We start from the raw sequence: 21,970 nt of genomic DNA, 5'->3' as shown, positions 1-21,970 counted from the left end.
GTCCCCGTCGCCCACGCCGCCCCCGTCGCCGACCCCGACGCCGACCCCGACGCCGACCCCGACGCCGTCCCCGACCCCGACGCCCACGCCGACCCCGACGCCCACGCCGACCCCGACGCCGACCCCGACGCCCACCCCGACGCCGACGCCCACCCCGACGCCCACGCCTCCCGCCGAGCTGCCGCCGGTGGTGAACCCGCCGACGTCGACCAACGGCAACTTCGACTGGAACTGGAAGTACGCTCCGCCTGCCTGTGACGCGCTGACCGTGGCCTACCCCTCCGACATCCCGGCCGGGCAGTCCAACGACGTCAACATCCGCCTCAGCACCGACAAGGGCGAGGTCACGCTCAACTACCACAACGACGAGACCACCTGGTCCGGCACGCAGGGCTTCACCTACAGCCAGCACCGCAGCTGGCCGGCCGGCGTGACCGAGTACGCCGTGGTCTGGGTCCAGGTCGCGGGCAGCAACTACCACTTCGGTGAGAGCTTCCACAACGCCCCGATCGAGTCGCCGGTCAAGTGCAAGATCAGCTCCGACGGCAACCCCGAGACCTACGACGCCCCCGTCGGCGTGACCGAGATCGAGGGCTGGCGCACCTCCGCCACCGTGGCCAAGGGGCGCGCAGCCTCCGCTGACGTCGTCACCGTCCACCAGGGCGGCATCAGCGGCGCCACTCTCCAGAAGCTCTCGGGCCGCACGTGGACCACCGTCAAGACGGTCGCCGTCGGCGAGAACTCCACCCGGGTCACCTTCCCGACGCAGACCCGCAGGGGCACCTTCAAGTACCGCCTGGTCCTGCCCGGCTCCGAGTCGGTCACCGGCGACACCACCGCACCTCTCACGGTGCGGGTGCGCTGACCTCCAGCACTACGACGTAGCCGAGGAGCCGGTGGCCGTGACACGACATGTCACCGCCTTCGGCTCCTCGCACGTCCACCAGGAGTGCCGGCGCAGGAGCGCCGGACGACGTGCCCACGGACATGGTGGCGGCGGTGATCGACTGCACCACGCCGTGGGTCTCCGGGGTCGCGACCGGCAGCGCGTCGTGGTGGTCCTCGGTGAAGGTCACCGTCCGGGCCAGGTCGGCACCCAGGACCTCCTCGAGCCAGCCGGACTGCTCCGCGTCGGTCGCCAAGGGCCAGGCGACCCGGTCGCCCACCTCGAAGGGTGGCGCACAGCACCGCAGGTGCCACGCGTCCACCCACACCCTCACGCGCATCTCCGGAGGGTCCCAGTCGCAACGTCCGGTCGCGAGCGATTTCCCGTGGTCGGCGCGGTCCGGCAGGCGACGAACACCCGGTGCCGGGCGGAGCCACGTCTACCCTGGGGGCGTGGACGTCACTGGGGGTGTCGGGTCCGCGGGTCCACGGGCCCACGCGGCCGATCTCGACGACGTCGTACGACGGGTGCTCGCGAGCATCCTGCGGCTCCCGGGCTGCCAACGGGTCGGGCTGGCCCTCACCGAGGGCGGCGGGCGTCGACTGCGGTTCACCGCGCAGGCGCGAGACGCCGACGGCGAGCTCGCGTGGTGCCTGATCGACGCCTACGACGACGTGCCGCTGACCGCCGTCGTCAGCAGCGGTGAGCCCATCCTGGGCGACCTCGACACCCTCGACCGCCGTTTCTCGGGGATGGTCGAGCACCAGCGTGAGCAGGGCGTCGCGGCGCTGGCGGCCCTGCCGTTGCCCGGCACCGGGTCACCCCTCGGCGGACTGATCCTGTTCTACGACCAGCCGCAACGCTTCGACACCGGGCAGCGCGAGGACCTCTTCCGGGTCGCTGCCGACGCGGCCGCCGGGCTGGTCGAGGTGCGCGCGGCCGCAGTGCGCCGCGAGCAGGTGCTCGCCGACGAGCCGGTGGAGGAGCGTGCCCTGGTGGGCGACGTGGTCGTCGACGCCGACCCGCGTGCCGCGAGCACCGCCCGCCGCTTCCTGAGGCGCCAGCTCGCGACCTGGTCGGTGGACGACGACGTGACCGACACAGCGGTCCTCCTGCTCTCCGAGCTCGTCACCAACGCGATCATCCACACCGATGCCGCCGCCGAGGTGCGGGTGGTGCTCGACGAGGGTGAGCTGACGATCATCGTGCGCGACCAGGGGCGACCGGGGGACCACGCCGCCGCCGAGCCCGACGAGGACGACGACCCGCTGCGGGTGCACGGACGCGGGCTCCAGCTCGTCGACGCCCTCGCCGAGCGCTGGGGCTCCGAGCGCGACGCGGTCGGCACCACGGTGTGGTTCGCGCTGCCGGCGTAGCGATCCGCGCGACCGGATCGGCTCGAGAGGATCGGCGTAGCCTGGCCCACGTGGAGGACCCGATGAAGACCGTGACCGGCACCATGAGCACCCTCCGACCGGAGCGCTACGCCAAGCAGCTCCTCAGCCACTGGTCGCAGCGGGGCGAGGCCGTCGAGGAGGACGGCGCTCTGGTGCAGCGGTGGGAGGGAGGGCAGGTGATCCGACTCCGCGCTGTCGAGGGCGCGCTCGAGGTGGAGGTCTCCGTGCCCGAGGGTGACGACTCCGCACGCTTCGCCCAGGTCGTCAAGGAGCACCTCGAGCGTTTCGGCCAGCGCGACGAGCTCGACGTCGTCTGGCACGTCTGACCGGCTCCGGTGTCCACCGACTGGTTGCTGCGCCAGCACGAGCGCGGCAACCCCCACTCCCGCATCGACGACCGGCACCCCGGAGACGAGGCCTGGTCGACGGGCAACGTGGTGCGCCCGCTCATCCACGGAGCCACCTACTTCGCCGAGCTGCTCGAGCGACTCGAGGCGACGCGCGAGGGAGACCTCGTCCTCTTCACCGACTGGCAGGGCGATGCCGACGAGCGGCTCGACGGCCGCTCCGGCAGCGAGGTCGCCGACGTGCTGGCCCGGGCCGACGAGCGCGGCGTGGACGTCCGGGGACTGGTGTGGCGCTCGCACAGCGCGGCGATGGGCTTCACGGCCGGGGAGAACCTCCGTCTCGGCGAGGACCTGCAGTCCAGGGGCGCGGAGGCCCTCCTCGACATGCGGGTGCGCCACGGCGGGTCGCACCACCAGAAGCTGCTGGTGATCCGGCACCGCGACGACCCCTCTCGCGACGTCGCCTACGTGGGGGGCATCGACCTGTGTCACTCGCGGCGCGACGACGCCGACCACGACGGTGACCCCCAGGCGCTCGGCACCATGGCCGAGGAGTACGGCGACACCCCGCCGTGGCACGACATCCAGGCCGCGATCAGCGGTCCGGCGGTGCACGACGTGGAGACCGTCTTCCGCGAGCGCTGGGAGGATCCGACGCCCCTGACGCGCAGCCCGTTCTTCTGGCTGCGCGACCGGGTGCTGGGCCTCGACGTCAGGCCCGACCCGCTGCCCGAGCAGACACTCCCACCACCGTCACCTCCTGGCGCCACGCACGCGGTCCAGCTGCTCCGGACCTACCCCGACCTCCGGCTGGGGCGGGACTACCCGTTCGCCCGCGGCGGAGAGCGCAGCGTGGCCCGCGGCTACAGCAAGGCCCTGGGGAAGGCCCGCACGCTGGTCTACCTCGAGGACCAGTACCTCTGGGGTCGTCACATCGGCGACGCCTTCGTCCAGGCCCTGCGCGACCAGCCCGACCTGCACGTGCTGGCCGTCGTGCCCCTGCACCCGGACCTGGCCGGAGCCGCCCGGGTGCCCGAGCTGCTCGGCCGCCGGCGGGCGATGGCCGAGATGCACCGGGCCGCTCCCGACCGGGTCGCGGTCTTCGGCATCGAGAACCACGCGGGCACGCCGGTCTACGTGCACGCCAAGTGCTGCATCATCGACGACACCTGGACGAGCGTCGGCTCGGACAACTTCAACCGCCGGTCGTGGACCCACGACTCGGAGCTGTCGGCCGTGGTCGTCGACACCGACCCGGCCGACCCCGGTGCCTACGCCCGTGCGCTCAGGGTGCGGCTGGCGGCCGAGCACCTCGACCTGGACGAGGACGACACTGCGGCGATGAGTCGGTGCGTCGACCCGATCGCCATGTTCCACGCGTTCTCCCGCAGCGCGGACGCCTTGGACGCCTGGCACGCCGGGGGTCGACGCGGCGAGCGCCCCGCGGGTCGACTGCGGCGCCTCCGGGTCCCCGAGCTCGGTCGCTGGCAGCGCACGTGGGCCCTCCCGGCCTACCTCACGATGCACGACCCCGACGGCCGCCCGAGGTCGCTGCGGCGCCGCGACTCCTTCTAGCCACGATGCCGGGGTCCCACCGTGGGATTCGTCTCAGGAAGCACGCTACGGCGCCGATCGGCGTACGGTGAGGGAACCAGCCAGCCACGACGACGCGAAAGGCCCCATGCCGCCAGGGACCAGCACCACTGCCACCGGGTCCGACCTCGGCGCGGACACGTCCCACCGGCCCAGCCTCCGTTCCATCGTCAAACGCGTCGCGCTGAGCCTGCTGATCGCCTGCGCCGTGCCGGCCACGCTGTTCTACGTGTGCCTGATGGCCACCGGGGTCTGGACGGCCATGCTCGTCGCCCTCGCGTGGGCCTACGGCGCCATCGCGTGGCGTGCGGCGACCCACCGGCGTACGTCGGGGCTGCTGATCCTGACCGCGATCGTGCTGACCGGCCGCACCGTCGTCTCGTTCGTGGCCGACAGCACCTACTTCTACTTCCTGCAGCCGATCATCAGCGACGGCGTGGTCGCCACGGCCTTCCTGCTCTCGCTCGCGAGCGCTCGACCGATGGTGGCGCGTCTGGCCGGCGACTTCTACCCGATGGACCACGAGATCTCGGTGCGTCCACGCATCCGGCGCCTCTTCCGCGACCTCACGCTGGTCTGGGCGCTGGTCTGCCTCGGCAAGGCGAGCGCCACCCTGTGGCTGCTGCAGACGCAGTCGATGGAGACCTTCGTGCTGGCCAACAGCATCACCGGGCTGAGCCTCACCGCGGTCGCGGCGGGCCTCACGGTCGTCACCGCCGCCGTCGTGGCGCGCGACGAGGGGCTGCTCTGCCCCGCTGTCGCCCGCGTCGCCTGAGCGCCCCTAGCCGACGACCAGCAGCACCACGTCGACCAGGGCGATGCCGATGGCGGCGAGGAACGGCGCCCGTCCTCTGCCGGTGAGCGCGACCAGCGCGAGCAGCGCGACGACCACGAGCGCGACGAGCGTCGCCCGGGTCAGCCCCGCTCCCAGGACGACGACCAGCGTCCCGAGCACGAGGACCACGGTCGCGGCGACGGGAAGAAGGCGTGGACCGAGGCGGTGGGGGAGTCCGTGCACCCCGGTCGCCGCGTCGTCTGCGAGGTCCGGCAGCACGTTGACCAGGTGCGCGCCGACGCCGAGCAGGGCGCCGGCGGTGGGCACCCACCACTGCGGAGGCTCACCCAGCGGCCCCGCCAGGGACACGAACACCGTGAGGATGCCGAACGAGAAGGCGTAGGGCACCCACGACCACACGGTCGCCTTGAGGCCCAGGTTGTAGGACCACGCGGACGCCACCACGGCGAGGTGGACGGCGCCGGCAGTCAGGCCGCACGCCAGCGAGAGAGGTACGACGGCGACGACGGCGGCCGCGCAGGCGAGCCGCACCGTCCGCTCGCCCACCTGGCCTGCCGGGATCGGCTTGTCGGTGCGCCCGACGGCCCGGTCACGCGGGAGGTCGATCAGGTCGTTGGACCACCCGACCGAGAGCTGGCCGGCCAGCACCGCGAGACCGACCAGGACCAGCCGCCCCGGTGTGAGGTCGGCCGCCACCCCGAGGAGCAGCGCAAGGACCGTGACGGCGAGGGTGGGGCCTCCGTGGGCGGCACGGAGCAGCGCGGGCATCTCGCAGGCTCAGACGTGAGCGGCCGGCGGGAGCGCGTCGGCGGCCCGTGCCGGCGCCGCGAGCGGGTCCTGCGGCAGCTGCGCGACCTGGTCGCGGCACCCCGGGCTGATCTCCTGCGACCCGTCGAGCACCGCGCGACGGAAGTCGGCCCAGTCGACCCACCGGTGGTCCTCGACCTCGCGCGGGTCCGGGTCGGGCTCACCCTCGGCGGTCGCGACGAAGACCGGACACATCTCGTTCTCGACGACCCCGTCGGGCATCACCGCGCGGTAGCGGAACGCCGGCAGCATCAGGGTGACCCCGAGGGCCCGCACGCCGACCTCGTCGCCGACGCGCCGTCGTACGGCGTCGGCGAGGGACTCGCCGGGTCCCGGGTGGCCACACACGCTGTTGGTCCAGGCGCCGGGCCAGGTCGGCTTGCTCAGCGCGCGACGGGTGAGGAGCAGCCGTCCGGCCGCGTCGAAGAGGTAGCAGGAGAAGGCCAGGTGCAGCGGGGTGTCGGCGTGGTGCACGCCCGCCTTGGGGGTGGTGCCGATCGCCTGGCCCTGCTCGTCGAGCAGGACCACGAGCTCCTCGGTGGGCGTCTCGGTCGTCATGCGGGCCTCGCGAGCTGGTTGACCGCTGCGCCGAAGACCCAGGGGACTCCTGCGGCGGCGGGGACGATGCGACGCCGGAGCGCGCGGTGTCGGGTGGTGGTCAGGAGCCCCTGCGTGAGCAGGTCGTGGCGCCAGCCGAGCCGGCGCCAGGCGCGAGCGTAGTCGGCGGGACGGCCCGCGGCGACGGCGCTCACCGCAGCGCGTGCCTGGGCCAGGCCGAGCGCGATGCCCTCGCCGGTCAGGGCATCGACGTAACCGGCGGCATCGCCCACGAGGAGCACCCGACCGGCGACCCGCTGACGAGCGCGCTGGCGCAGCGGGCCGGCCCCGCGCACGTCCGCGACCTCGTGCGTGCCGAGGCGCTCCGCCAGCCGGGGGAAGTCGCCGAGCAGGTCCTGGAGAGGTCGCCGCTCGTCGGTCAGCACCGCGATCCCGATCCGCCCGTCACCGACCGGGGTCACGTAGGCCTCGCTGCCCGCGGCCCAGTGCACCTCCACCATCGACGTCCAGGGAGCGACGTCGAGGTGGCAGCGCTGGCCGTAGCGTCGGTGGCCCTCGACGGGAGCGTCCAGCCCGAGGAGCCGGCGCACGGGGGAGTGCAGGCCGTCCGCGGCGACGAGGTGCCGCGTGGGCTCCCCGTCGACGAGGAGGTGGTCGCCCCGGTCCTCGACGCTGCGCACGGCACGGCTCTCGGTGGGGACGCCCGCCTGCGCGACGGCGAGCGACAACGCCGCGTGCAGCGTCGTACGACGGACCCCGCGGCCGGGCCCGTGGCGGAAGGCCGCCTCGGCCTGGCGGCGACCGTCGAGGTAGCGGATGCCGGTGATCGGGTGCCCCTCCAGGGGGACCCCGAGGTCGGTGAGAGCGGCGACAGCGCCGGGCATCAGGCCCTCCCCGCACGCCTTGTCGATGACCCCGGGGCGGGGCTCGACGACGGCGACGTCCAGGCCGGCACGGGAGGCGTAGAGGGCGGTGGCGAGCCCGACGGGGCCACCGCCGGCGACCAGCAGGTCACGCACGGGACGGGGCCTGCGGCAGCGTGGCGAGGGCGGCGTCCTCGGCGCGGATCCGCACGGTCAGCAGCGCGGCGTTGGCCACGGTGAAGACCAGGGCGGTGATCCACGACCCGTGGATGAGCGGCAGGGCCACCCCCTCCAGGACGACGGCCACGTAGTTGGGGTGGCGCAGGAACCGGTAGGGGCCGCCGGTGACCGGTGCCAGGCCGGGCACGACGATGACGCGGGTGTTCCACCGCTGCCCGAGGGTCGTGATGCACCACCACCGCAGCACCTGGGCGCCCACGGCGACCACGAGCATCGACCAGGCCAGCAGCGGCGTGACGTCGGGGCGGCGCACCCACGCCTCGACGAGCATCGCGACCAGGAAGCCGGAGTGCAGCACGACCATGAAGGGGTAGTGCCCCTGGCCGGTCTCGCGGCCGCCGCGCTCCAGGCTCCAGGCGGCGTTGCGCTTGCTGACCACGAGCTCGGCCAGGCGCTCGAGGCCGACCATTGCCACCACGACCGTGAAGGCGAGCAGCGTGGTCACGCCTCGCCTCCGGCAGCTTCCGTCGCCCGCACCAGCACCAGCTCGGAGCAGAACCCCGGGCCCATGGCCAGGACGATCCCGTGGCTGCCCGGCACCGGGGGGCGCTCGCGCAACGTGTCCGCCAGGACGTGCAGGACGGAGGCCGACGAGAGGTTGCCGATGCACGCCAGGGAGTCCCACGTGAGCTGGACGGCCTCCCGGGGGACCTCGAGGGCCACCTCGAGCGCCTCGATCACCTTCGGACCTCCCGGATGGCACACCCACCAGCCGATGTCGGCGCGGGTCAGGCCGTGGTCGGCGAGGAAGCCGTCGACGTCCTCACGGATGTAGCGACCGACGATGGTCGGGACGCCGGCGTCGAGGACGATACGCAGCCCGCCGTCGCCGACGTCGAAGCCCATCGTCCGCTCGGAGTCGGGGTAGAGCCGGCTGCGGGTGGCGAGCACCTCGACGGGTCCGCCCCGCCCTGCACTGCGCTGCCCGGTGCCACCGCGCGCGACCACCGCTGCGGCGCCGTCGCCGAAGAGCCCGCTCGAGACCAGGTTGGGCACCGAGACGTCGTCGCGCTGCACCGTGAGCGAGCACAGCTCGACGCACACCAGGACGGCCACCTCGTCGGGATGCCCGACCAGGTAGTCGTGCAGGCGCGCGATGCCGGCCGCTCCGGCCACGCACCCCAGCCCCACCAGGGGCACCCGCTTGACGTCGGGGCGCAGGCCGACGACCGAGGCGATCCGCGCGTCCAGGCTGGGGATCGCCAGCCCCGTGACGGTGGCGACGACGACCAGGTCGACGTCGGAGGGGGTGAGGTCGGCGGCCTTCAGGGCGTCCACGAGGGCTCGGGAGCCGAGCTCGACCGCGTGCTCGAGGAAGAGATCGTTGGCCTGGCCGAAGCCCTCCAGGGCGCCGTAGGCCTCCAGCGGCAGGACCAGGCTGCGCTGCCGGACCCCGGCATTGGCGTGCAGCCGTCGCAGCAGCCGCTCGTCGACGCTGCGCTTGGCGATCACCTCGACGAACGCCTCGGTGATCTCCTGCTGGGGGTAGGTGTGCGGAGGCAGGGCGCCCCTGACCGCGAGGATCTCCATGCGTCGGGCTCCTTCGTCGAGGGGCGGGTGCCCTCGTCACGGTACCCACCCGACGGCAGACCCCGCCCGGACCGACGGTCGGCCGCGTCAGCCCGGGGTCGAGGCAGGGACCCAGCGGTCGAGCATGGCGCCGACGTCACGGGGGTGGACGGGCTTGGAGAGGTAGTCGTCCATCCCGGCCTCCAGGCAGCGCTGGCGCTCGCCCTCGGTGACGCTGGCCGTCATCGCGATCACCGGGGTGCGCCGGGTCGCGCCCTCGCGGCGTCGGATCTCGCGGGTGGCGTCGTAGCCGTCCATCTCCGGCATCTGGCAGTCCATGAGCACCGCGCCGAACGACGACCGCTCCAGTGCCTCGAGCGCCTCGAGCCCGTTGCCGGCGACGTCGGTGCTGTAGCCGAGCGACTCCAGGATCCCGACCGCAACCAGCTGGTTGGTGAAGCTGTCCTCGACCACGAGCACGTGGCCACGGGAGCCAGGGGCAGGCCGGACGCGCGCCTGGGGGGCAGCCGGACGGGGCGTCCGCTGCGCGCTGAGCACCTCCTCCAGCGCCGTGGCGAGCCGCGCCAGGTGGACCGGCTTCGTCAGGCGCGCGCCGATCCCGACACGACGTCCCTCCTCCGCGGTGACGTCGGAGCCCGAGGTCAGCAGCACCATCCCGGGGGCAGGTGCGGGACCCGCGGAGACGAGCGCCGCCAGCTCGAGGCCGTCCATCTCGGGCATGCACAGGTCCAGCACCACGACGTCGTACGCCGTGCCCGCAGCGCGTGCCTCGTCGAGGCGGCGCAGGGCGGTGACGCCGTCCTCGACCGCGTCGGCGTGCATCCCCCAGGCGCCGAGCTGGTCACCGAGGATCAGGCGGTTGGTCTGGTTGTCGTCGACGACGAGCACGCGCTGCCCGGAGAGCTCCGTCGCCGGCGGGGCGCTGCCGACGGACTCGTGCGCCAGCGCGAGGGGCAGGGTGAACCAGAAGGTGGAGCCCTCTCCGGGGACACTGTCGACCCCGATGGTGCCGCCCATCGCGGCCACGAGCTGGCGCGAGATCGCCAGCCCGAGCCCGGTGCCGCCGTACTTGCGGGTGGTGGAGGAGTCGGCCTGCGAGAACGGGTCGAAGAGCTGGTCCTGGTCGGCGGGGTCGACGCCGACGCCGGTGTCGGTCACCTCGAAGCGCACGACGACCCCGCCCTCGGTGGTGGCGGCGGTCGTGTCGTCGAGCTGGGCGCGGATGACGACCTCGCCCGCCGCGGTGAACTTCACGGCGTTCGACGCCAGGTTGAGCAGCACCTGACGGATGCGCGAGGGGTCGCCGCGCAGGCTGCCGGGCAGCTCGGGGGAGGTGTAGGCCAGGAGCTCGAGGTCCTGGGCCCGCGCCGGCTCGGCCACCAGCTCGGCGGCCTCCTCGACCACCTGCACCAGGTCGAAGTCGAGGGTCTCCAGCTGGAGCTTGCCGGCCTCGACCTTGGAGAAGTCGAGGATGTCGTTGATCAGGCTCAGCAGCGCCTCACCGGCACCGCGCACGCCCTCGGCGTACTGACGCTGGCGCTCGTCGAGCTCCGTCGTCAGCAGCAGCCCGGTCAGGCCGATCACGCCGTTCATGGGAGTGCGGATCTCGTGGCTCATGGTGGCGAGGAACGCCGACTTGGCGCGGGACCCGGCGAGCGCTGCGTCACGGGAGGTCTCCAGCTCGCTCTCGACGAGCTTGCGTGCGGAGATGTCGGCCAAGGAGACCGCGATGCCCCGCACGTCGGGATCGGCGGTCAGGTCGACCAGCCGCACGCTGATCCAGCGCTCGGCACCCGACCGCGGGTGCACCCTCAGCTCGGCGTTCACCGGGCGGCCCGGGGCGCGCAGCGCCTCCTGGAACAGGTCGTCGAGCACCGGGAGGTCCGCGGGGTCGACCAGCTCGGTCCACGGCAGGTCCGCCGGCACCGACGCGAGACCGACGAGGCGGGCCAGGTGGGGGGAGTGACGCACGACCGCACCGTGGGCGTCGACGACCAGTACGGCGTCGGAGGAGTTGTCGGTCAGCCGCTCGTAGAGGCGACGGTTGCGGCGGACGAGGTCGCGCGCGCGCCGCTCGGAGCCGAGCAACCGGGACGTGCGCACGAAGGCGAGGCCCAGAAGCAGCACCATGCCGGTCGCGAGCAGCACCGGGCTCCCTCCGTCGCCACGGACGGTGCTGAGCACCTCGAGCGCCGGAGGGACCAGGAGCGGCACGATCGCGATGCTGAGGCGCCACTGGTCCCGGCCGGGATCCTGCTCCTCCTCGTCGACCGGCTCGACGACCACCGTCGACCTGCGGAAGGCGGCCAGGGCCATCAGCAGGCCGCCTGCCATCCAGCCCGCGTCGAGCACGCCGGACACGAAACCCTCGACGGGGAGGAGGAGGTAGCCGAGGTCGGAGGCCAACCAGCACGCCACCCCGACAGCGAAGGACAGGCCGATCGCCGAGCGGGAGCGCGGGGTCAGCAGGGCGCGCACCACCAGGGCCAGCAGCACCGCGTCGGCGACCGGGTAGGCCGCCCACACGACGCGGGTCGCGGCCGACACGGAGGTGTCAGCCACGATCGCCGTGATCGACACGCTCCAGAACACCAGGATGCTGACGACCACGATGGTGAGGGCGTCGATGATCGCGTCGCCGTCGACGTGCCGGTCGCCGGTGCGGGTGCGGATGAGGGTGATGACGAGCAGCGCGGCCCCGAGGCCGCCGTAGCTCGCGAGGTAGGGGATGTCGGCGATCGAGACGTCAGGCTCGGTGCCTGACCACGTGATCGCCAGCCAGACCAGGTCGCCGATCGCCGACAGGGTCAGACCGGTGGCGATCAACGACGGCACGAGTCGCTCCGAGCGGGGGGCACGCCAGGTGCCGAGCCAGGCGAGCGCGCTCGCGGCCCAGATCGCGAGCAGGTAGGTGCCGTCGCCGACGACACCGGTCGGCACGACGAGGTGGACGGAGACGACCAGCACGCTCAGCGCCGCTGCCGCTGCCACGGCCAGACGGCGGTCCACCGCAGGGACCTTCACGACCGACTCGACTGCCATGTCCACCTTCTGCCGGCCGGGTGTAGGTGAGGACCGCCGTGACGACGACACCCCACGACGAATCCTGCCACGTCGGTCGTGCCCTCCGTGCCGGTACGCCGACTCGTTGACCAGCCGATCCACCGGCTCACGCTCGGTCCGCTCAGGTCCCCCACGCACCGGCGTGGTCGTCTGGGTCGACGGCCACACATGGAGACGTTCGGCCACCCCTGGCCCGTCAGAGCACGTGCTGCCCGTACATCTCCCCGAGCGGGTCGGAGATCAGCTCGATGCGCGCACCGTCGGGGTCGCGGAAGTAGACCGAGACACCGCTGTGGACCTCGTGGTCGACCCCGGCCTCGGTGAGGCGGGCGACGAGCTCGTCCCACCGCGCCGGCTCCACCGAGATGGCCAGGTGGTGCAGCCCACCGAGCACCTCGCCGTAGGGACCGACCTCGAGCCCGGGGAAGTCGAAGAACGCCAGCAGGTTGCCGTTGCCGATGTCGAAGAAGAAGTGCGACGACCCCGGGTAGTCCCGGTTGTCGATCAGCTCGGTGAGCGGGAAGCCGAGCACGTCCTGGTAGAACCGCACGGTCGTCTCGACGTCGCTGCTGATCAGCGCGGTGTGGTGCAGTCCCCGCGCGGTCGACGCCGGCCGCGACTGCGCCGGGTGGAGGTGGGCCGCGCGGATGCGGTCGCGGGTCGCCTCGATCGCGGCGAGGTCGGGGGTGCTCTCGGTCATGGGGTCCTCGGCTTCCAGGGTTGACAGGGTGGAGCAGGTCAGGCGGCCAGGGTGGCGTGCATCTCCCACACCAGGATCTCCGAGGCCTCGGCCGCGGTCACGCGCTGGCCACCCGTGGCCGTGAACCGTGCGGCGTCGCCGGCACCCAGCGCTCCGGCGTCCTCGAGCGACACCGCGCCGCGACCGACGAACAGGTGCAGGAACGGCGACTCGGGCAGCTCGACGCTCTGGCCGGGCGTCAGCCGGGCGACGTGCAGTGCGGCGTACTTGTTGCGGATGCGGATCGCGGAGGCGCCCGCGTGCTTGGCCATCCCTGACGCGACGGGCACCAGCGAGCCGCTCATGAGCTCGTGGTCGATCTCGAGCTGCTCGTAGCCGGGCACGATCCCGCTCTCGTCGGGCACGACCCACATCTGCACGAAGTGCACCGGGTCGGTGTGCGCGTCGCCCTCGAGGCGCCAGGAGTCGTTCTTCTCCGAGTGCAGGATGCCGCGGCCGGCGCTCATGCGCTGGGCGAGGCCGGGATAGATGATGCCGTTGTGGCCCGTCGAGTCCTGGTGGACCAGCGAGCCCTGCATCACCCACGTGACGATCTCCATGTCGCGGTGGGGGTGGGTGTCGAAGCCCGTCCCCGCGGCGACGATGTCGTCGTTGTTGACCAGCAGCAGCCCGTGGTGGGTGTTGGCAGGGTCGTGGTGCCGGCCGAAGGAGAACGAGTGCTTCGAGTCGAGCCAGCCGTAGGTGGACGCGTAACGGTCCTCGCTGCGACGTACGTCGACCTGGGGGTTCAGCTCGAGGGTCATGCCGGCTCCTCACCTCACGTGGGCCACCCGGTCGGGCCATCCGTTGGGGGACGTGTCACGTTGATGATCGTGCCAACTTGCGTGACATGTCAACTATTCCCGGTAAGGTGGGGGTATGACCACCCAGACGAGCACTCCCTGGCTCACCGACACCGAGCAGCAGACCTGGCGCCGGTGGCTGGCGCTCAACGCCCAGCTCCCGGCACTGCTCCACCGCGAGCTCCAGCGGGACTCGGAGCTCTCGTTGCCGGACTTCGACGTGCTGGTGCAGCTCACCGACGATGACCGAGGTCGCGTGCGGATCGCCCAGCTCGCCGAGGACCTGCAGTGGGAGCGTAGTCGTCTCTCGCACCACGTGACGCGCATGGCGCGCCGCGGCCTGGTCGAGAAGGAGGACTGCCTCGACGACGGACGCGGCTCCTTCGTCGTCCTCACCGCAACCGGTCGGTCGGCCATCGAGCAGGCGGCACCGGCCCACGTGCGGACCGTGCGCCGAGCCTTCTTCGACGCGCTCTCCGACGACGAGGTCGTGCTGCTCGGCGAGATGACCGAGAAGGTCCTCGCCCGCCTCGGCTCCTGAGGCGAGGTCGACCGTCAGGTCGCGTCGGTCGGGGTGACCGGCCCGCGGGCCGGTGTGGCGAAGAAGAAGGTCGTCAGCGTGTAGCCGGCGTGGTTGAGCAGGGTCGCCAGGGCGGTGTCGGCCGGTGGCTGGGCCACGACCGAGACCCGTGCGCCGCGACGTGCCGCCGACTGCTCGACCCGGCTGAGCGCCTCCGGCGAGGCCACCGACGTCACGAGCAGGATCGGGCCGCCGGGGTCGTAGACCGGCGGCGCGGGCACGAGCCGCCCCTCGGCACCCTCGACCGAGACGGACTTGTCCTCGGAGACCACGTTGAGCCCGGTGAAGGGCTCGAGGTCGCGGTGCCACCAGATGTCGTCCGGCTCCAGACCCAGGTCGAGCGCCGCGTCGAGCCGCTCGCTCTCGAAGCCCGGCACCACGAAACGGATCGGACCCAAGGAGCTGGCGTGACGCAGCAGGGCGACCCCCTCGCTCGCCCAGTGCTCCGCGGGCTCGACGGCCATGTCGTCGACGAGCAGGTAGGGCCCGGGATTCATCGCGACCAGGAAGCCGTGCTCGCTGCGCACGCTCAGCGTGGCCGTGTCGTCGATCAGGTGCGAGAGGAACGCCCGGTGGCGCTCGGTCGCGTCCGCGGCGGCACGCCAGAAGCGCGGGGCATGGCCCTCGAGCCGCTCCCTCCTGGTGCGCGTCAGCCCCACCGCCCAGTCGAGGTCGGCCCGGGTCAGTGGACGTACGTCGGGGGCGCTCACGCCTCGACGACGAGGTCCTCGTCGGACCAGAACGCTCGCATGCTGGTGATCAGGCCGTCGTCGTCGAAGGTCATGACCTCGAGGGGTGCCATCCGGTACTTCATGTCTCCAGTGTCGGTCACGACCTCGAAGTGGAAGGCAGCGTGTCCCGCACAGGTGCGCAACGTCACGAGGCGCGTCGTCATCGCGAGGCCGTCCAGCCCGGCGTAGAAGGCGCCGATCGCCTCGCGGCCCCGCAGCACCTCGCTGCCGACCGGGTCCTCGAGCGTCGCCTCCGGGGCGTAGAGCGCCACGATCTCGGTCGACGTCCCACCCGCCACCAGGTCGAGGTAGCGCTGGACCGTCGATGTGATGTCTGCGTTGGAGGCGACCATGGGGCAGTTCTATAACACGTTCTAGTTGGCTGTCACGTCAGGCCAGGTCCGGGTGCGCCCGACCTGCCACCAGCGGCAGGTCGACGTAGGTCCGGACCCCCGTGGGGGCGGCCACGACGTAGGGGATGGAGTTCACGCAGTGCATCGCGGTCACCACGACACCGGGGTTGCGCAGGAGGCCCTCCGCGATGGTGTCGGGCTGCCAGCCCTTGATCGTGACGAAGGTGTCGGGGTCGCCCCGGACCTCGACCTCGAAGCGCTCACCCTCGGCGCCGAAGTCCCAGGCGGGCTCCAGGTGCTGATCGCCCATCAGCCAGTTGACGGCGACGCGTACGACGACCTGGTCACGCACCACGCCTTCCCAGACGAACCGCTGGCCGGCGACGCGACCGGGCTCGATGACGCCGATGGGGGAGTCGATGGGGGCGGTCGCCACCGCGAGGTCGAGGGTCGAGCGGATCTCGGAGTCGGCGGAGAAGCCGAGCACGTCGAGGCACATCTGCACCGAGCGCGCGAAGCCGGCGGACAGCAGCTCCAGCATCGGGCCCGACCGCGCCTCCTCGGGGGTGCCGCCGAAGCACATGACGTGCCGCACGACGTCCGGGGCGTCGTAGGTGCGGATGTCGGAGAACTCCTCGCCGCGCACGTAGGTGACGGCCGAGGACAGCGAGGAGAACATCAGCGGGTGCAGGTCGGGGACGCCGCCGGGGTTGACGCCGGTGCCGTGCAGGCTCACCCGACCCTCCGCGCAGGCTGCCTCGAGGTGGACCCGCTGGCGCTCGCCGGGATAGATCCACCCGACCGGCGTCACGACGTTCTTGCCCGAGCGCAGGATCCGGGACACCACCCGGGGGTCGCCCACCAGCGGTGTGTAGACGACGCAGTCGGCGTCCATGGCCAGGATCTCGTCGACGTCGGTGGTGGCGGTGACCCCGATCGGCTCCCGCCCGACGATCTCGCCCACGTCGACACCGTGCTTGGCCTCGGAGTGGACGTAGCAGCCGACGAGCTCGAGGTCGGGGTGCAGCAGGACGCCCTCGACGGCAGCGCGGCCGACACCTCCCGTGGCCCACTGGATGACGCGCAGGGGCACGGGCATGGGATCTCCTAGAGCGTGGTCATGAGTCCGACGGGCGTGGGTGTGAAGCCCGGGAAGACCGTAGCGGTGGAGGAGCCGAAGCGGGTCGAAACGATCTCGGCGAGGACGCTGCGGTAGTCGGTCGTGACGAGCAGGTCGGCGTCGTCGTCGAGGGTGAGACCGGGCCAACGTCCGTGGACGGAGCCGCCCTTGACCCCGCGACCGGCCACGAACATCACGTTGCCGTAGCCGTGGTCGAGCCCGTAGTTGTCGTTCTCGACCGTGCGTCGACCGAACTCGCTGAGCACGAGCAGGGTCACCTTGGAGGCCTGCGAGCCCAGGTCGTCCATGAACGCCGCGACCGACGTGGCGAGGTCGTCGGCGTTGTGGACCATCTGGCCCCACTCGAGGGTGCCGAGCCCACTGTGCATGTCCCAGTCACCCTGGTCGACGGTCAGGACCTGGACGCCGACGTCGCCGCGCACGACGCGGGCGACCGTGGCCAGCGCTCGGCCGAGGTCGCTGTTGGGGTAGCGGTCCTCGTGGTCGGCGGCGGCACGGACGGGCTGGAAGTCGCCGAGGACGGAGAACGTCGAGCGCATGGCCTTGCCCAGGGCGCCCGGGTGGGAGTCCCACAGGGTGTGCAGCGAACGCTTCCGTCCGTCCTGGGAGACCCACTCGTCGTCGCCGGGGATCCGCACGTCGTCGACGGACCCGGCCGACATCACCGCCCGGTCGCCGACGAGGGCGCCGGGGATGACGCCGCCACCGATGTTGAAGCCCTGGAGCGGCGAGCTGCCGGCGTGGCTGCCGATGAGGCGGTTGAGCCAGCCCTGACGGACCGTCGAGCCCGGGTTGGCGTCCTCGACCTCCTCCATGGCGGCGAAGTGCGAGCGGTTGGGAGCGGGGAGCCCGGTCGCGTGGACAGCCGCGAGCCGGCCGGACTCCCAGAGCGGCAGCAGCGGCGCGAGGCTCGGGTGCAGCCCGAACATCGCATCCTTCGCGAGCAGCTCGCTCGCGGGGATCGCGAGCCGCGGCCGGGCCTGGTAGTAGACGGGGTCGCCGTGGGGGACGACCAGCGACAGGCCGTCCGCGGCGCCGCGCAGCGACAGGACGACGAGGACCGAGTCGGCGCTGGCGGCACTCGCCGGCGAGGCCGTGACGACCGCCGAGCCGACCGCGGTCGTCGTGCCGGCCAGGGCCAGGGCGCCGGCGAAGAGGCCGCGTCGCGACACCGAGCGGAACTCCCCGCAGCACGCGTCGGCGGCGGTGGCGGAGGAGTCGGTCGGGCGAGAGGTCATGGGGGTCACCGGGTGAGGAACGTCGGGGAGTCGAGCAGGGTCGTGAGCAGGCGCGGCATGTTCCACTTCACGACGCCGTGGTCGCGGGTGATGCGCTCGCCGGGCCTGACGTCGAGGTGCTCGCAGCAGGCCTGGAGCAGCGCCGACGTCGAGCGGCGGCCGAGCAGCTGCTGCGACAGGTGGTCGACGAGCACGTCGAAGCGGATGGAGGGCTGGGGCAGCCACTGGGCGGGGGAGCGGTAGGTGATGCCCGTCTCGGGCCACCAGCCGCCGCTCAGGACGAAGTGCAGCTCCATCGAGGCGATCAGTCGTGAGGGCGACGACCACGAGTCGTTGTCGGTCGGCTGGCCGTCGGGTCGGGGCCAGGCGAGCGGCATGGCGCCCAGGCTCGACGTCTGCCACAGCAGGACGTTGGCGGCGTGCTCGTCGCCCGCGTCGCCCTCCGGAGGACGCGCGACGAAGATCTTCAGGGCCCGGCAGGTCGACACCACGTCCTCGCACGGGTCCTTGACCTTGGCGCCCTCGGCGGCCACGAACGCCGGGTGGGCCACCAGTGCGCGCAACACCGGCTTGATGGCCGTCCCGTTGTCCAGGTAGACCTTCGCCAGGTGGTCGACCAACCCTGGTGGCGGGTCGTCGCGGACGAACTTGCGCACCAGCTTGCGGGCGATCCGCTGCGCCGTCGCCGGGTGCCGCGCGAGGTAGGTCAGGTAGCGGCGGGTCAGGTCACGAGCGTCGGCCAGCGAGTTGGCGTCGCTGAACCCCATGACCGTGACGGGGCCGGTCCAGTGGGCGCTGGGGGAGTAGGTCGGCTCCCACGTGTCCCACACGTCCACCAACCAGCCGGTGAGGATGCGAGCCGATGCCTTGACGTCGGTCTCGGCGTAGTTGCCGCGTCCGACCGTGTGCAGCTCCAGCAGCTCGCGCCCGAGGTTCTCGTTGGGGCGCTTCTTGGTCGAGACGGCCTGGTCGAGGTAGATCAGCATCGCCGGGTGCGTGATCGCCGCGTGGAGAAGGTCCTCGAAGCGCCCCAGGGCGTTCTTGCGGATCGTCTCGCCGTAGGACACGCGATGAGTGAAGTGACCGTCCCCGTTGACCGGGACGTTGAGGTGGTTCTCCCAGAACTCCGTCATGACCTCGAGCACCTGCCGGCGCGAGCTCATCCGACGCAGCAACAGCCATCGCTGGTAGTCGGCCATCACCTCCCAGCCGCCCTCGACCCCGGTCACCTGGCGCTTCCACAGGTCCTGGGGAGTCCTCGACAGGCCGGACCACCACGAGCGGAGGCCGTCGACGTCGGCGTCGGCGATCCTGGCCGGGTCGAGCTGGCTCTCGAACCATGCGCTGCCGCCACCGTCGCGGCGCACGCTGGCTGTGAGGCCCGGGGTGATGCCGTAGGAGAAGCGGCTGACCAGGTGACGGCTCCGCGCGTTGAGCAGCGGGGCTCCGCGGTAGCGAGCCGGAGGGTAGGCGGCGTGTGCCGCGGACGGCACGACTGCTCCGGCGGCAGCGAGGCCGCCGACAGCACCGGCGCGGCCGAGGACGGCGCGGCGCGAGGTGGCGGGCAGGGGTGTCATCGAGGCTCCTGGGCGGGGGAGACGCGCGACCGAGGCGCGACCGGATCAGGCTAGGAGCGCCTCGCGGAGCATGGTCAGTTCGGACTACAAGATGGCCCGTTGTGACTAGGAACTATGGCCGATCACCCCGCACGGAAGCGGCGTCCGGGGTGGAGTTCGCTAGCATGTTCCCCTCATCGCCCCCGACGACAAGGACCCCGAGCTCCGCCCATGGACGGCTCTCAAAGTACGACGCTCTCCATCTCCGGAGAGCAGCCATGACCCCCTACCTCCTGCTCGCGCTGGCGCTCCTGCTGGTCGTCATGTGCGGCATCTTCGTCGCCGCGGAGTTCGCCTTCGTCACGGTCGACCGTGGCCAGGTCGAGCGCGCCGCGGCCGCGGGCGACGTCCAGGCCCAAGGTGTCCTCGCCGGCCTCAAGACCCTCTCGACCCAGCTGTCGGGCGCCCAGGTGGGCATCACGGTCACCAACCTCGGCATCGGCTTCCTCGCCGAGCCCGCCATCTCCGACCTCGTCGAGGAGCCCCTCGCCGCCGTCGGTGTCCCCGACGGCGCGGTCTCGCCGATCGCCATCGCCTTGGGCCTGACCATCGGCACGGTGCTCACCATGCTCTTCGGCGAGCTGGTGCCCAAGAACCTCGCGATCGCGCTGCCCATGGCCACCGCCCGCCGGAGCCAGGGACCGATGCGGCTCTGGACCGCGCTCAACCGTGGCCCGATCCGGGTGCTCAACGGCTCGGCCAACGCCATCGTGCGGCGACTCGGCATGGAGCCCCAGGAGGAGCTGCGCTCCGCCCGCAGCTCAGCCGAGCTCGCCTCGCTGATCCAGCGTTCGGCCGACGTCGGCACCCTCGATGCCGACACCGCGGAGCTGATGGAACGCTCGGTCGAGTTCGGCTCGCGCACCGCCGGCGAGATCATGACGCCCCGCGTGCGGACCCACAGCCTCGAGGGCAACGACCGCGCCAGCGCGGTCATCGAGCTCACCCGCCAGACCGGGCACTCCCGCTTCCCCGTCCTCGACGCCGAGGACGTCGTCGTCGGCACCGTCCACGTCAAGCACGCGGTCGCGCTGCCGGTGCACGAGCGGTCCACCACCAAGGTCAAGCACCTCATGGTCAAGCCGATCGTGGTCCCGGACTCGTTGCGGCTCGACCCGCTCATGGCGCTGCTGCGCAAGGACGGCTTCCAGATGGCCGTCGTCCTCGACGAGTACGGCGGCCACGCGGGCATCGTGACGCTGGAGGACGTGATCGAGGAGATCGTCGGCGACATCGCTGACGAGCACGACCGGCTCGGCGCCCGTGCCCGCCAGCGCCGTGACGGCACGTGGTCGCTCTCCGGGCTCCTGCGACCCGACGAGGTCGAGGACGTCACCGGGATCGCGTTGCCCCAGGACGAGGACTACGACACGATCGCCGGCCTCGTGCTGAAGGTGGTCGGACGTGTGCCGGTCGCCGGCGACATCGCCGAGGTGCCCGTGCCCGACCTGACCGACCCCGACGAGCCGCGCGAGCAGCTCGCCGTCCTCACCGTCGAGCACATGGACGGCCTCCGCATCGACCGCCTGGCACTGCGCCTGCACGAGGGCGACGACGCCGACGCGTCCGACGAGGCCCGACATGAGTGACCTGACCGCACTGCTCGTCGCGGTGCTCCTGCTCGGCGCCAACGCCTTCTTCGTGGGAGCCGAGTTCGCGATCATCTCCGCACGGCGCACGCAGATCGAGCCACGGGCCCAGGCCGGGTCCCGCATGGCCAGGACGACCCTGAGGGCCATGGAGGACGTGTCTTTGATGATGGCGGGCGCCCAGCTCGGCATCACCATCTGCTCGTTGGGCCTCGGCGCCATCGGTGAGCCGGCCGTGGCCCACCTGCTCGAGCCGGGCTTCGCGGCGCTCGGTGTGCCCGAGGCGTTCCTGCACCCCGTCGCGTTCGTGCTCGCGCTCCTGATCGTGGTCTTCCTGCACGTGGTCCTCGGCGAGATGGTCCCCAAGAACATCGCCCTCGCCGGGCCGGAGCGCTCTGCGATGCTGCTCGCGCCACCGCTCGTCGGGGTGGTGACCATCCTGCGGCCGGTCATCGGCACCCTCAACGCGGTCGCCAACGGGGTGCTGCGGCTGCTCAAGGTCGAGCCCAAGGACGAGATCAGCTCCACCTTCACCCGCGAGGAGGTCGCCGCCCTGGTCGAGGAGTCACGGGGCGAGGGCCTGTTGGCCGCCGACGAGTACGACCGGCTCGCCGGCGCGCTGGGCTTCACGGAGAAGACCGTCGCCGCCGTGCTGATGCCGCCCGCGACGCTGGCGACGGTCACCCGCGGCTCCAGCCCCGCCGACGTCGAGGCGCTGTGCGCCGCCACCGGCTTCAGCCGCTTCCCGGTCGCCAGCGAGGACGGCGAGCTGATGGGCTACCTGCACATCAAGGACGTGCTCGAGCCCGACGAGGTGCGCCGGCTCCAGCCCATCGATGACAAGTGGGTCCGGCCCTTCGCCCCGGTGACCACCGGTGACCAGCTCCACGACGCGCTCGAGACCCTCCAACGCCGTGGCGCCCACATGGCCCGGGTGGTCGACCTGGAGGGTGTCACGCTCGGCCTGGCGACCCTCGAGGACGTCATCGAGGAGCTCGTGGGCGAGATCCGCGACGGGGCACACCACGAGGAGACGGTCTGAGGTCCGCCCGACCGCTGCCACCTCCACGGTCCGGGACACGGTGACGGATAGGGTGAGC

23 protein-coding genes are annotated in these 21,970 nt (G+C 72.2%); 9 read left to right on the top strand and 14 right to left on the bottom strand.

Features of this window, described 5'->3' with window-relative positions; all coding sequences use genetic code 11:
* Both RMN98_RS19400 and RMN98_RS19395 read left to right on the top strand, forming a co-directional pair.
* A partial coding sequence (locus RMN98_RS19400; protein WP_309650465.1) for a hypothetical protein occupies positions 1-258 on the top strand: 258 nt, incomplete at its 5' end.
* A complete protein-coding gene (locus tag RMN98_RS19395; RefSeq protein WP_309650464.1) occupies positions 188-865 on the top strand; it encodes a hypothetical protein in 678 nt (225 codons plus the stop codon). The genes RMN98_RS19400 and RMN98_RS19395, both read left to right, overlap by 71 nt.
* Here RMN98_RS19395 and RMN98_RS19390 read toward each other — a convergent pair.
* Entirely contained in the window at positions 846-1,226 is a 381-nt protein-coding gene (locus RMN98_RS19390; protein WP_309650463.1) for a DUF6578 domain-containing protein, read from the bottom strand. The two genes, RMN98_RS19395 and RMN98_RS19390, sit on opposite strands and share 20 nt — an antisense overlap.
* A gap of 112 nt (positions 1,227-1,338) precedes the next feature.
* Between RMN98_RS19390 and RMN98_RS19385 the strand changes: the two genes are divergently transcribed.
* From RMN98_RS19385 to RMN98_RS19370, 4 genes are all read left to right on the top strand, one after another.
* On the top strand, positions 1,339-2,262 hold the full coding sequence (locus tag RMN98_RS19385; protein ID WP_309650462.1) for an ATP-binding protein: 924 nt from the start codon (positions 1,339-1,341) through the stop codon (positions 2,260-2,262).
* Positions 2,263-2,312: 50 nt separating this feature from the next.
* Positions 2,313-2,609, top strand: coding sequence for a DUF2218 domain-containing protein (locus RMN98_RS19380; protein ID WP_309650461.1), 297 nt, complete (start codon positions 2,313-2,315; stop codon positions 2,607-2,609).
* A gap of 9 nt (positions 2,610-2,618) precedes the next feature.
* Positions 2,619-4,205, top strand: coding sequence for a phospholipase D family protein (locus RMN98_RS19375; protein ID WP_309650460.1), 1,587 nt, complete (start codon positions 2,619-2,621; stop codon positions 4,203-4,205).
* Between the two features lie 106 nt (positions 4,206-4,311).
* Positions 4,312-4,998 (top strand): VC0807 family protein, encoded by a 687-nt coding sequence (locus RMN98_RS19370; RefSeq protein ID WP_309650459.1) that lies wholly within the window; start codon positions 4,312-4,314, stop codon positions 4,996-4,998.
* Between the two features lie 6 nt (positions 4,999-5,004).
* Here the strand turns inward: RMN98_RS19370 and RMN98_RS19365 are convergent, their stop codons facing one another.
* From RMN98_RS19365 to RMN98_RS19330, 8 genes are all read right to left on the bottom strand, one after another.
* Positions 5,005-5,787 (bottom strand): UbiA family prenyltransferase, encoded by a 783-nt coding sequence (locus tag RMN98_RS19365; protein ID WP_309650458.1) that lies wholly within the window; start codon positions 5,785-5,787, stop codon positions 5,005-5,007.
* 9 nt (positions 5,788-5,796) lie between these two features.
* Positions 5,797-6,384, bottom strand: coding sequence for an isopentenyl-diphosphate Delta-isomerase (gene idi, locus RMN98_RS19360; protein WP_309650457.1), 588 nt, complete (start codon positions 6,382-6,384; stop codon positions 5,797-5,799).
* A complete protein-coding gene (locus RMN98_RS19355) occupies positions 6,381-7,403 on the bottom strand; it encodes an NAD(P)/FAD-dependent oxidoreductase (protein WP_309650456.1) in 1,023 nt (340 codons plus the stop codon). The genes idi and RMN98_RS19355 overlap by 4 nt, the downstream gene beginning before the upstream one ends.
* Positions 7,396-7,932: an isoprenylcysteine carboxylmethyltransferase family protein gene (locus RMN98_RS19350; RefSeq protein WP_309650455.1), complete on the bottom strand. Its 537-nt coding sequence runs from the start codon at positions 7,930-7,932 to the stop codon at positions 7,396-7,398. Before RMN98_RS19350 ends, RMN98_RS19355 begins: the two co-directional genes overlap by 8 nt.
* Positions 7,929-9,017 carry a 3-oxoacyl-[acyl-carrier-protein] synthase III C-terminal domain-containing protein gene (locus RMN98_RS19345; protein WP_309650454.1) on the bottom strand — a complete coding sequence of 363 codons (1,089 nt, stop codon included), beginning with the start codon at positions 9,015-9,017 and terminating at the stop codon, positions 7,929-7,931. The genes RMN98_RS19350 and RMN98_RS19345 overlap by 4 nt, the downstream gene beginning before the upstream one ends.
* Before the next feature lie 87 nt (positions 9,018-9,104).
* Positions 9,105-12,059, bottom strand: a complete 2,955-nt coding sequence (locus RMN98_RS19340) for a response regulator (RefSeq protein ID WP_309650453.1) — start codon at positions 12,057-12,059, stop codon at positions 9,105-9,107.
* A gap of 217 nt (positions 12,060-12,276) precedes the next feature.
* Complete coding sequence (locus RMN98_RS19335; protein WP_309650452.1) at positions 12,277-12,780, bottom strand: VOC family protein; 504 nt, start codon at positions 12,778-12,780, stop codon at positions 12,277-12,279.
* 38 nt (positions 12,781-12,818) lie between these two features.
* On the bottom strand, positions 12,819-13,583 hold the full coding sequence (locus RMN98_RS19330; protein ID WP_309650451.1) for a pirin family protein: 765 nt from the start codon (positions 13,581-13,583) through the stop codon (positions 12,819-12,821).
* A 115-nt stretch (positions 13,584-13,698) separates the two neighbouring features.
* Here RMN98_RS19330 and RMN98_RS19325 point away from each other — a divergent pair, with 115 nt between their 5' ends.
* Entirely contained in the window at positions 13,699-14,163 is a 465-nt protein-coding gene (locus RMN98_RS19325) for a MarR family transcriptional regulator (protein WP_309650450.1), read from the top strand.
* A gap of 14 nt (positions 14,164-14,177) precedes the next feature.
* Here the strand turns inward: RMN98_RS19325 and RMN98_RS19320 are convergent, their stop codons facing one another.
* The 5 genes from RMN98_RS19320 to RMN98_RS19300 are packed head-to-tail and all read right to left on the bottom strand — an operon-like array spanning position 14,178 to position 19,242.
* A complete protein-coding gene (locus RMN98_RS19320) occupies positions 14,178-14,912 on the bottom strand; it encodes a hypothetical protein (protein ID WP_309650449.1) in 735 nt (244 codons plus the stop codon).
* Positions 14,909-15,286 carry a nuclear transport factor 2 family protein gene (locus RMN98_RS19315; RefSeq protein WP_309650448.1) on the bottom strand — a complete coding sequence of 126 codons (378 nt, stop codon included), beginning with the start codon at positions 15,284-15,286 and terminating at the stop codon, positions 14,909-14,911. The genes RMN98_RS19320 and RMN98_RS19315 overlap by 4 nt, the downstream gene beginning before the upstream one ends.
* Before the next feature lie 37 nt (positions 15,287-15,323).
* A complete protein-coding gene (locus RMN98_RS19310) occupies positions 15,324-16,385 on the bottom strand; it encodes a hypothetical protein (protein WP_309650447.1) in 1,062 nt (353 codons plus the stop codon).
* An 8-nt stretch (positions 16,386-16,393) separates the two neighbouring features.
* A complete protein-coding gene (locus tag RMN98_RS19305) occupies positions 16,394-17,665 on the bottom strand; it encodes a DUF1501 domain-containing protein (RefSeq protein WP_309650446.1) in 1,272 nt (423 codons plus the stop codon).
* Positions 17,666-17,670: 5 nt separating this feature from the next.
* The gene (locus RMN98_RS19300) at positions 17,671-19,242 is read right to left on the bottom strand and encodes a DUF1800 domain-containing protein (protein WP_309650445.1); all 1,572 of its coding nucleotides are present in this window, start codon (positions 19,240-19,242) and stop codon (positions 17,671-17,673) included.
* A 257-nt stretch (positions 19,243-19,499) separates the two neighbouring features.
* Here RMN98_RS19300 and RMN98_RS19295 point away from each other — a divergent pair, with 257 nt between their 5' ends.
* A complete protein-coding gene (locus RMN98_RS19295; RefSeq protein WP_309650444.1) occupies positions 19,500-20,870 on the top strand; it encodes a hemolysin family protein in 1,371 nt (456 codons plus the stop codon).
* Entirely contained in the window at positions 20,863-21,912 is a 1,050-nt protein-coding gene (locus RMN98_RS19290) for a hemolysin family protein (protein ID WP_309650443.1), read from the top strand. Before RMN98_RS19295 ends, RMN98_RS19290 begins: the two co-directional genes overlap by 8 nt.
* Positions 21,913-21,970 lie beyond the last annotated feature (58 nt).

This window comes from Nocardioides sp., from assembly GCF_031397825.1.
In the GTDB taxonomy this organism is placed as follows: Bacteria; Actinomycetota; Actinomycetes; order Propionibacteriales; family Nocardioidaceae; genus Nocardioides.
Note: the sequence above shows the minus strand (reverse complement) of the source record. Positions and strands in the feature narration are given on the sequence as shown.

Bases quoted from the DNA above. Each gene is read 5' to 3' on its own strand.
- RMN98_RS19390 (WP_309650463.1), bottom strand. From the start codon at position 1,226: ATGCGCGTGAGGGTGTGGGTGGACGCGTGGCACCTGCGGTGCTGTGCG.
- RMN98_RS19370 (WP_309650459.1), top strand. From the start codon at position 4,312: ATGCCGCCAGGGACCAGCACCACTGCCACCGGGTCCGACCTCGGCGCG.
- RMN98_RS19365 (WP_309650458.1), bottom strand. From the start codon at position 5,787: ATGCCCGCGCTGCTCCGTGCCGCCCACGGAGGCCCCACCCTCGCCGTC.
- idi (WP_309650457.1), bottom strand. From the start codon at position 6,384: ATGACGACCGAGACGCCCACCGAGGAGCTCGTGGTCCTGCTCGACGAG.
- RMN98_RS19345 (WP_309650454.1), bottom strand. From the start codon at position 9,017: ATGGAGATCCTCGCGGTCAGGGGCGCCCTGCCTCCGCACACCTACCCC.
- RMN98_RS19340 (WP_309650453.1), bottom strand. From the start codon at position 12,059: ATGGCAGTCGAGTCGGTCGTGAAGGTCCCTGCGGTGGACCGCCGTCTG.
- RMN98_RS19335 (WP_309650452.1), bottom strand. From the start codon at position 12,780: ATGACCGAGAGCACCCCCGACCTCGCCGCGATCGAGGCGACCCGCGAC.
- RMN98_RS19330 (WP_309650451.1), bottom strand. From the start codon at position 13,583: ATGACCCTCGAGCTGAACCCCCAGGTCGACGTACGTCGCAGCGAGGAC.
- RMN98_RS19325 (WP_309650450.1), top strand. From the start codon at position 13,699: ATGACCACCCAGACGAGCACTCCCTGGCTCACCGACACCGAGCAGCAG.
- RMN98_RS19315 (WP_309650448.1), bottom strand. From the start codon at position 15,286: ATGGTCGCCTCCAACGCAGACATCACATCGACGGTCCAGCGCTACCTC.
- RMN98_RS19310 (WP_309650447.1), bottom strand. From the start codon at position 16,385: ATGCCCGTGCCCCTGCGCGTCATCCAGTGGGCCACGGGAGGTGTCGGC.
- RMN98_RS19305 (WP_309650446.1), bottom strand. From the start codon at position 17,665: ATGACCTCTCGCCCGACCGACTCCTCCGCCACCGCCGCCGACGCGTGC.
- RMN98_RS19300 (WP_309650445.1), bottom strand. From the start codon at position 19,242: ATGACACCCCTGCCCGCCACCTCGCGCCGCGCCGTCCTCGGCCGCGCC.
- RMN98_RS19295 (WP_309650444.1), top strand. From the start codon at position 19,500: ATGACCCCCTACCTCCTGCTCGCGCTGGCGCTCCTGCTGGTCGTCATG.
- RMN98_RS19290 (WP_309650443.1), top strand. From the start codon at position 20,863: ATGAGTGACCTGACCGCACTGCTCGTCGCGGTGCTCCTGCTCGGCGCC.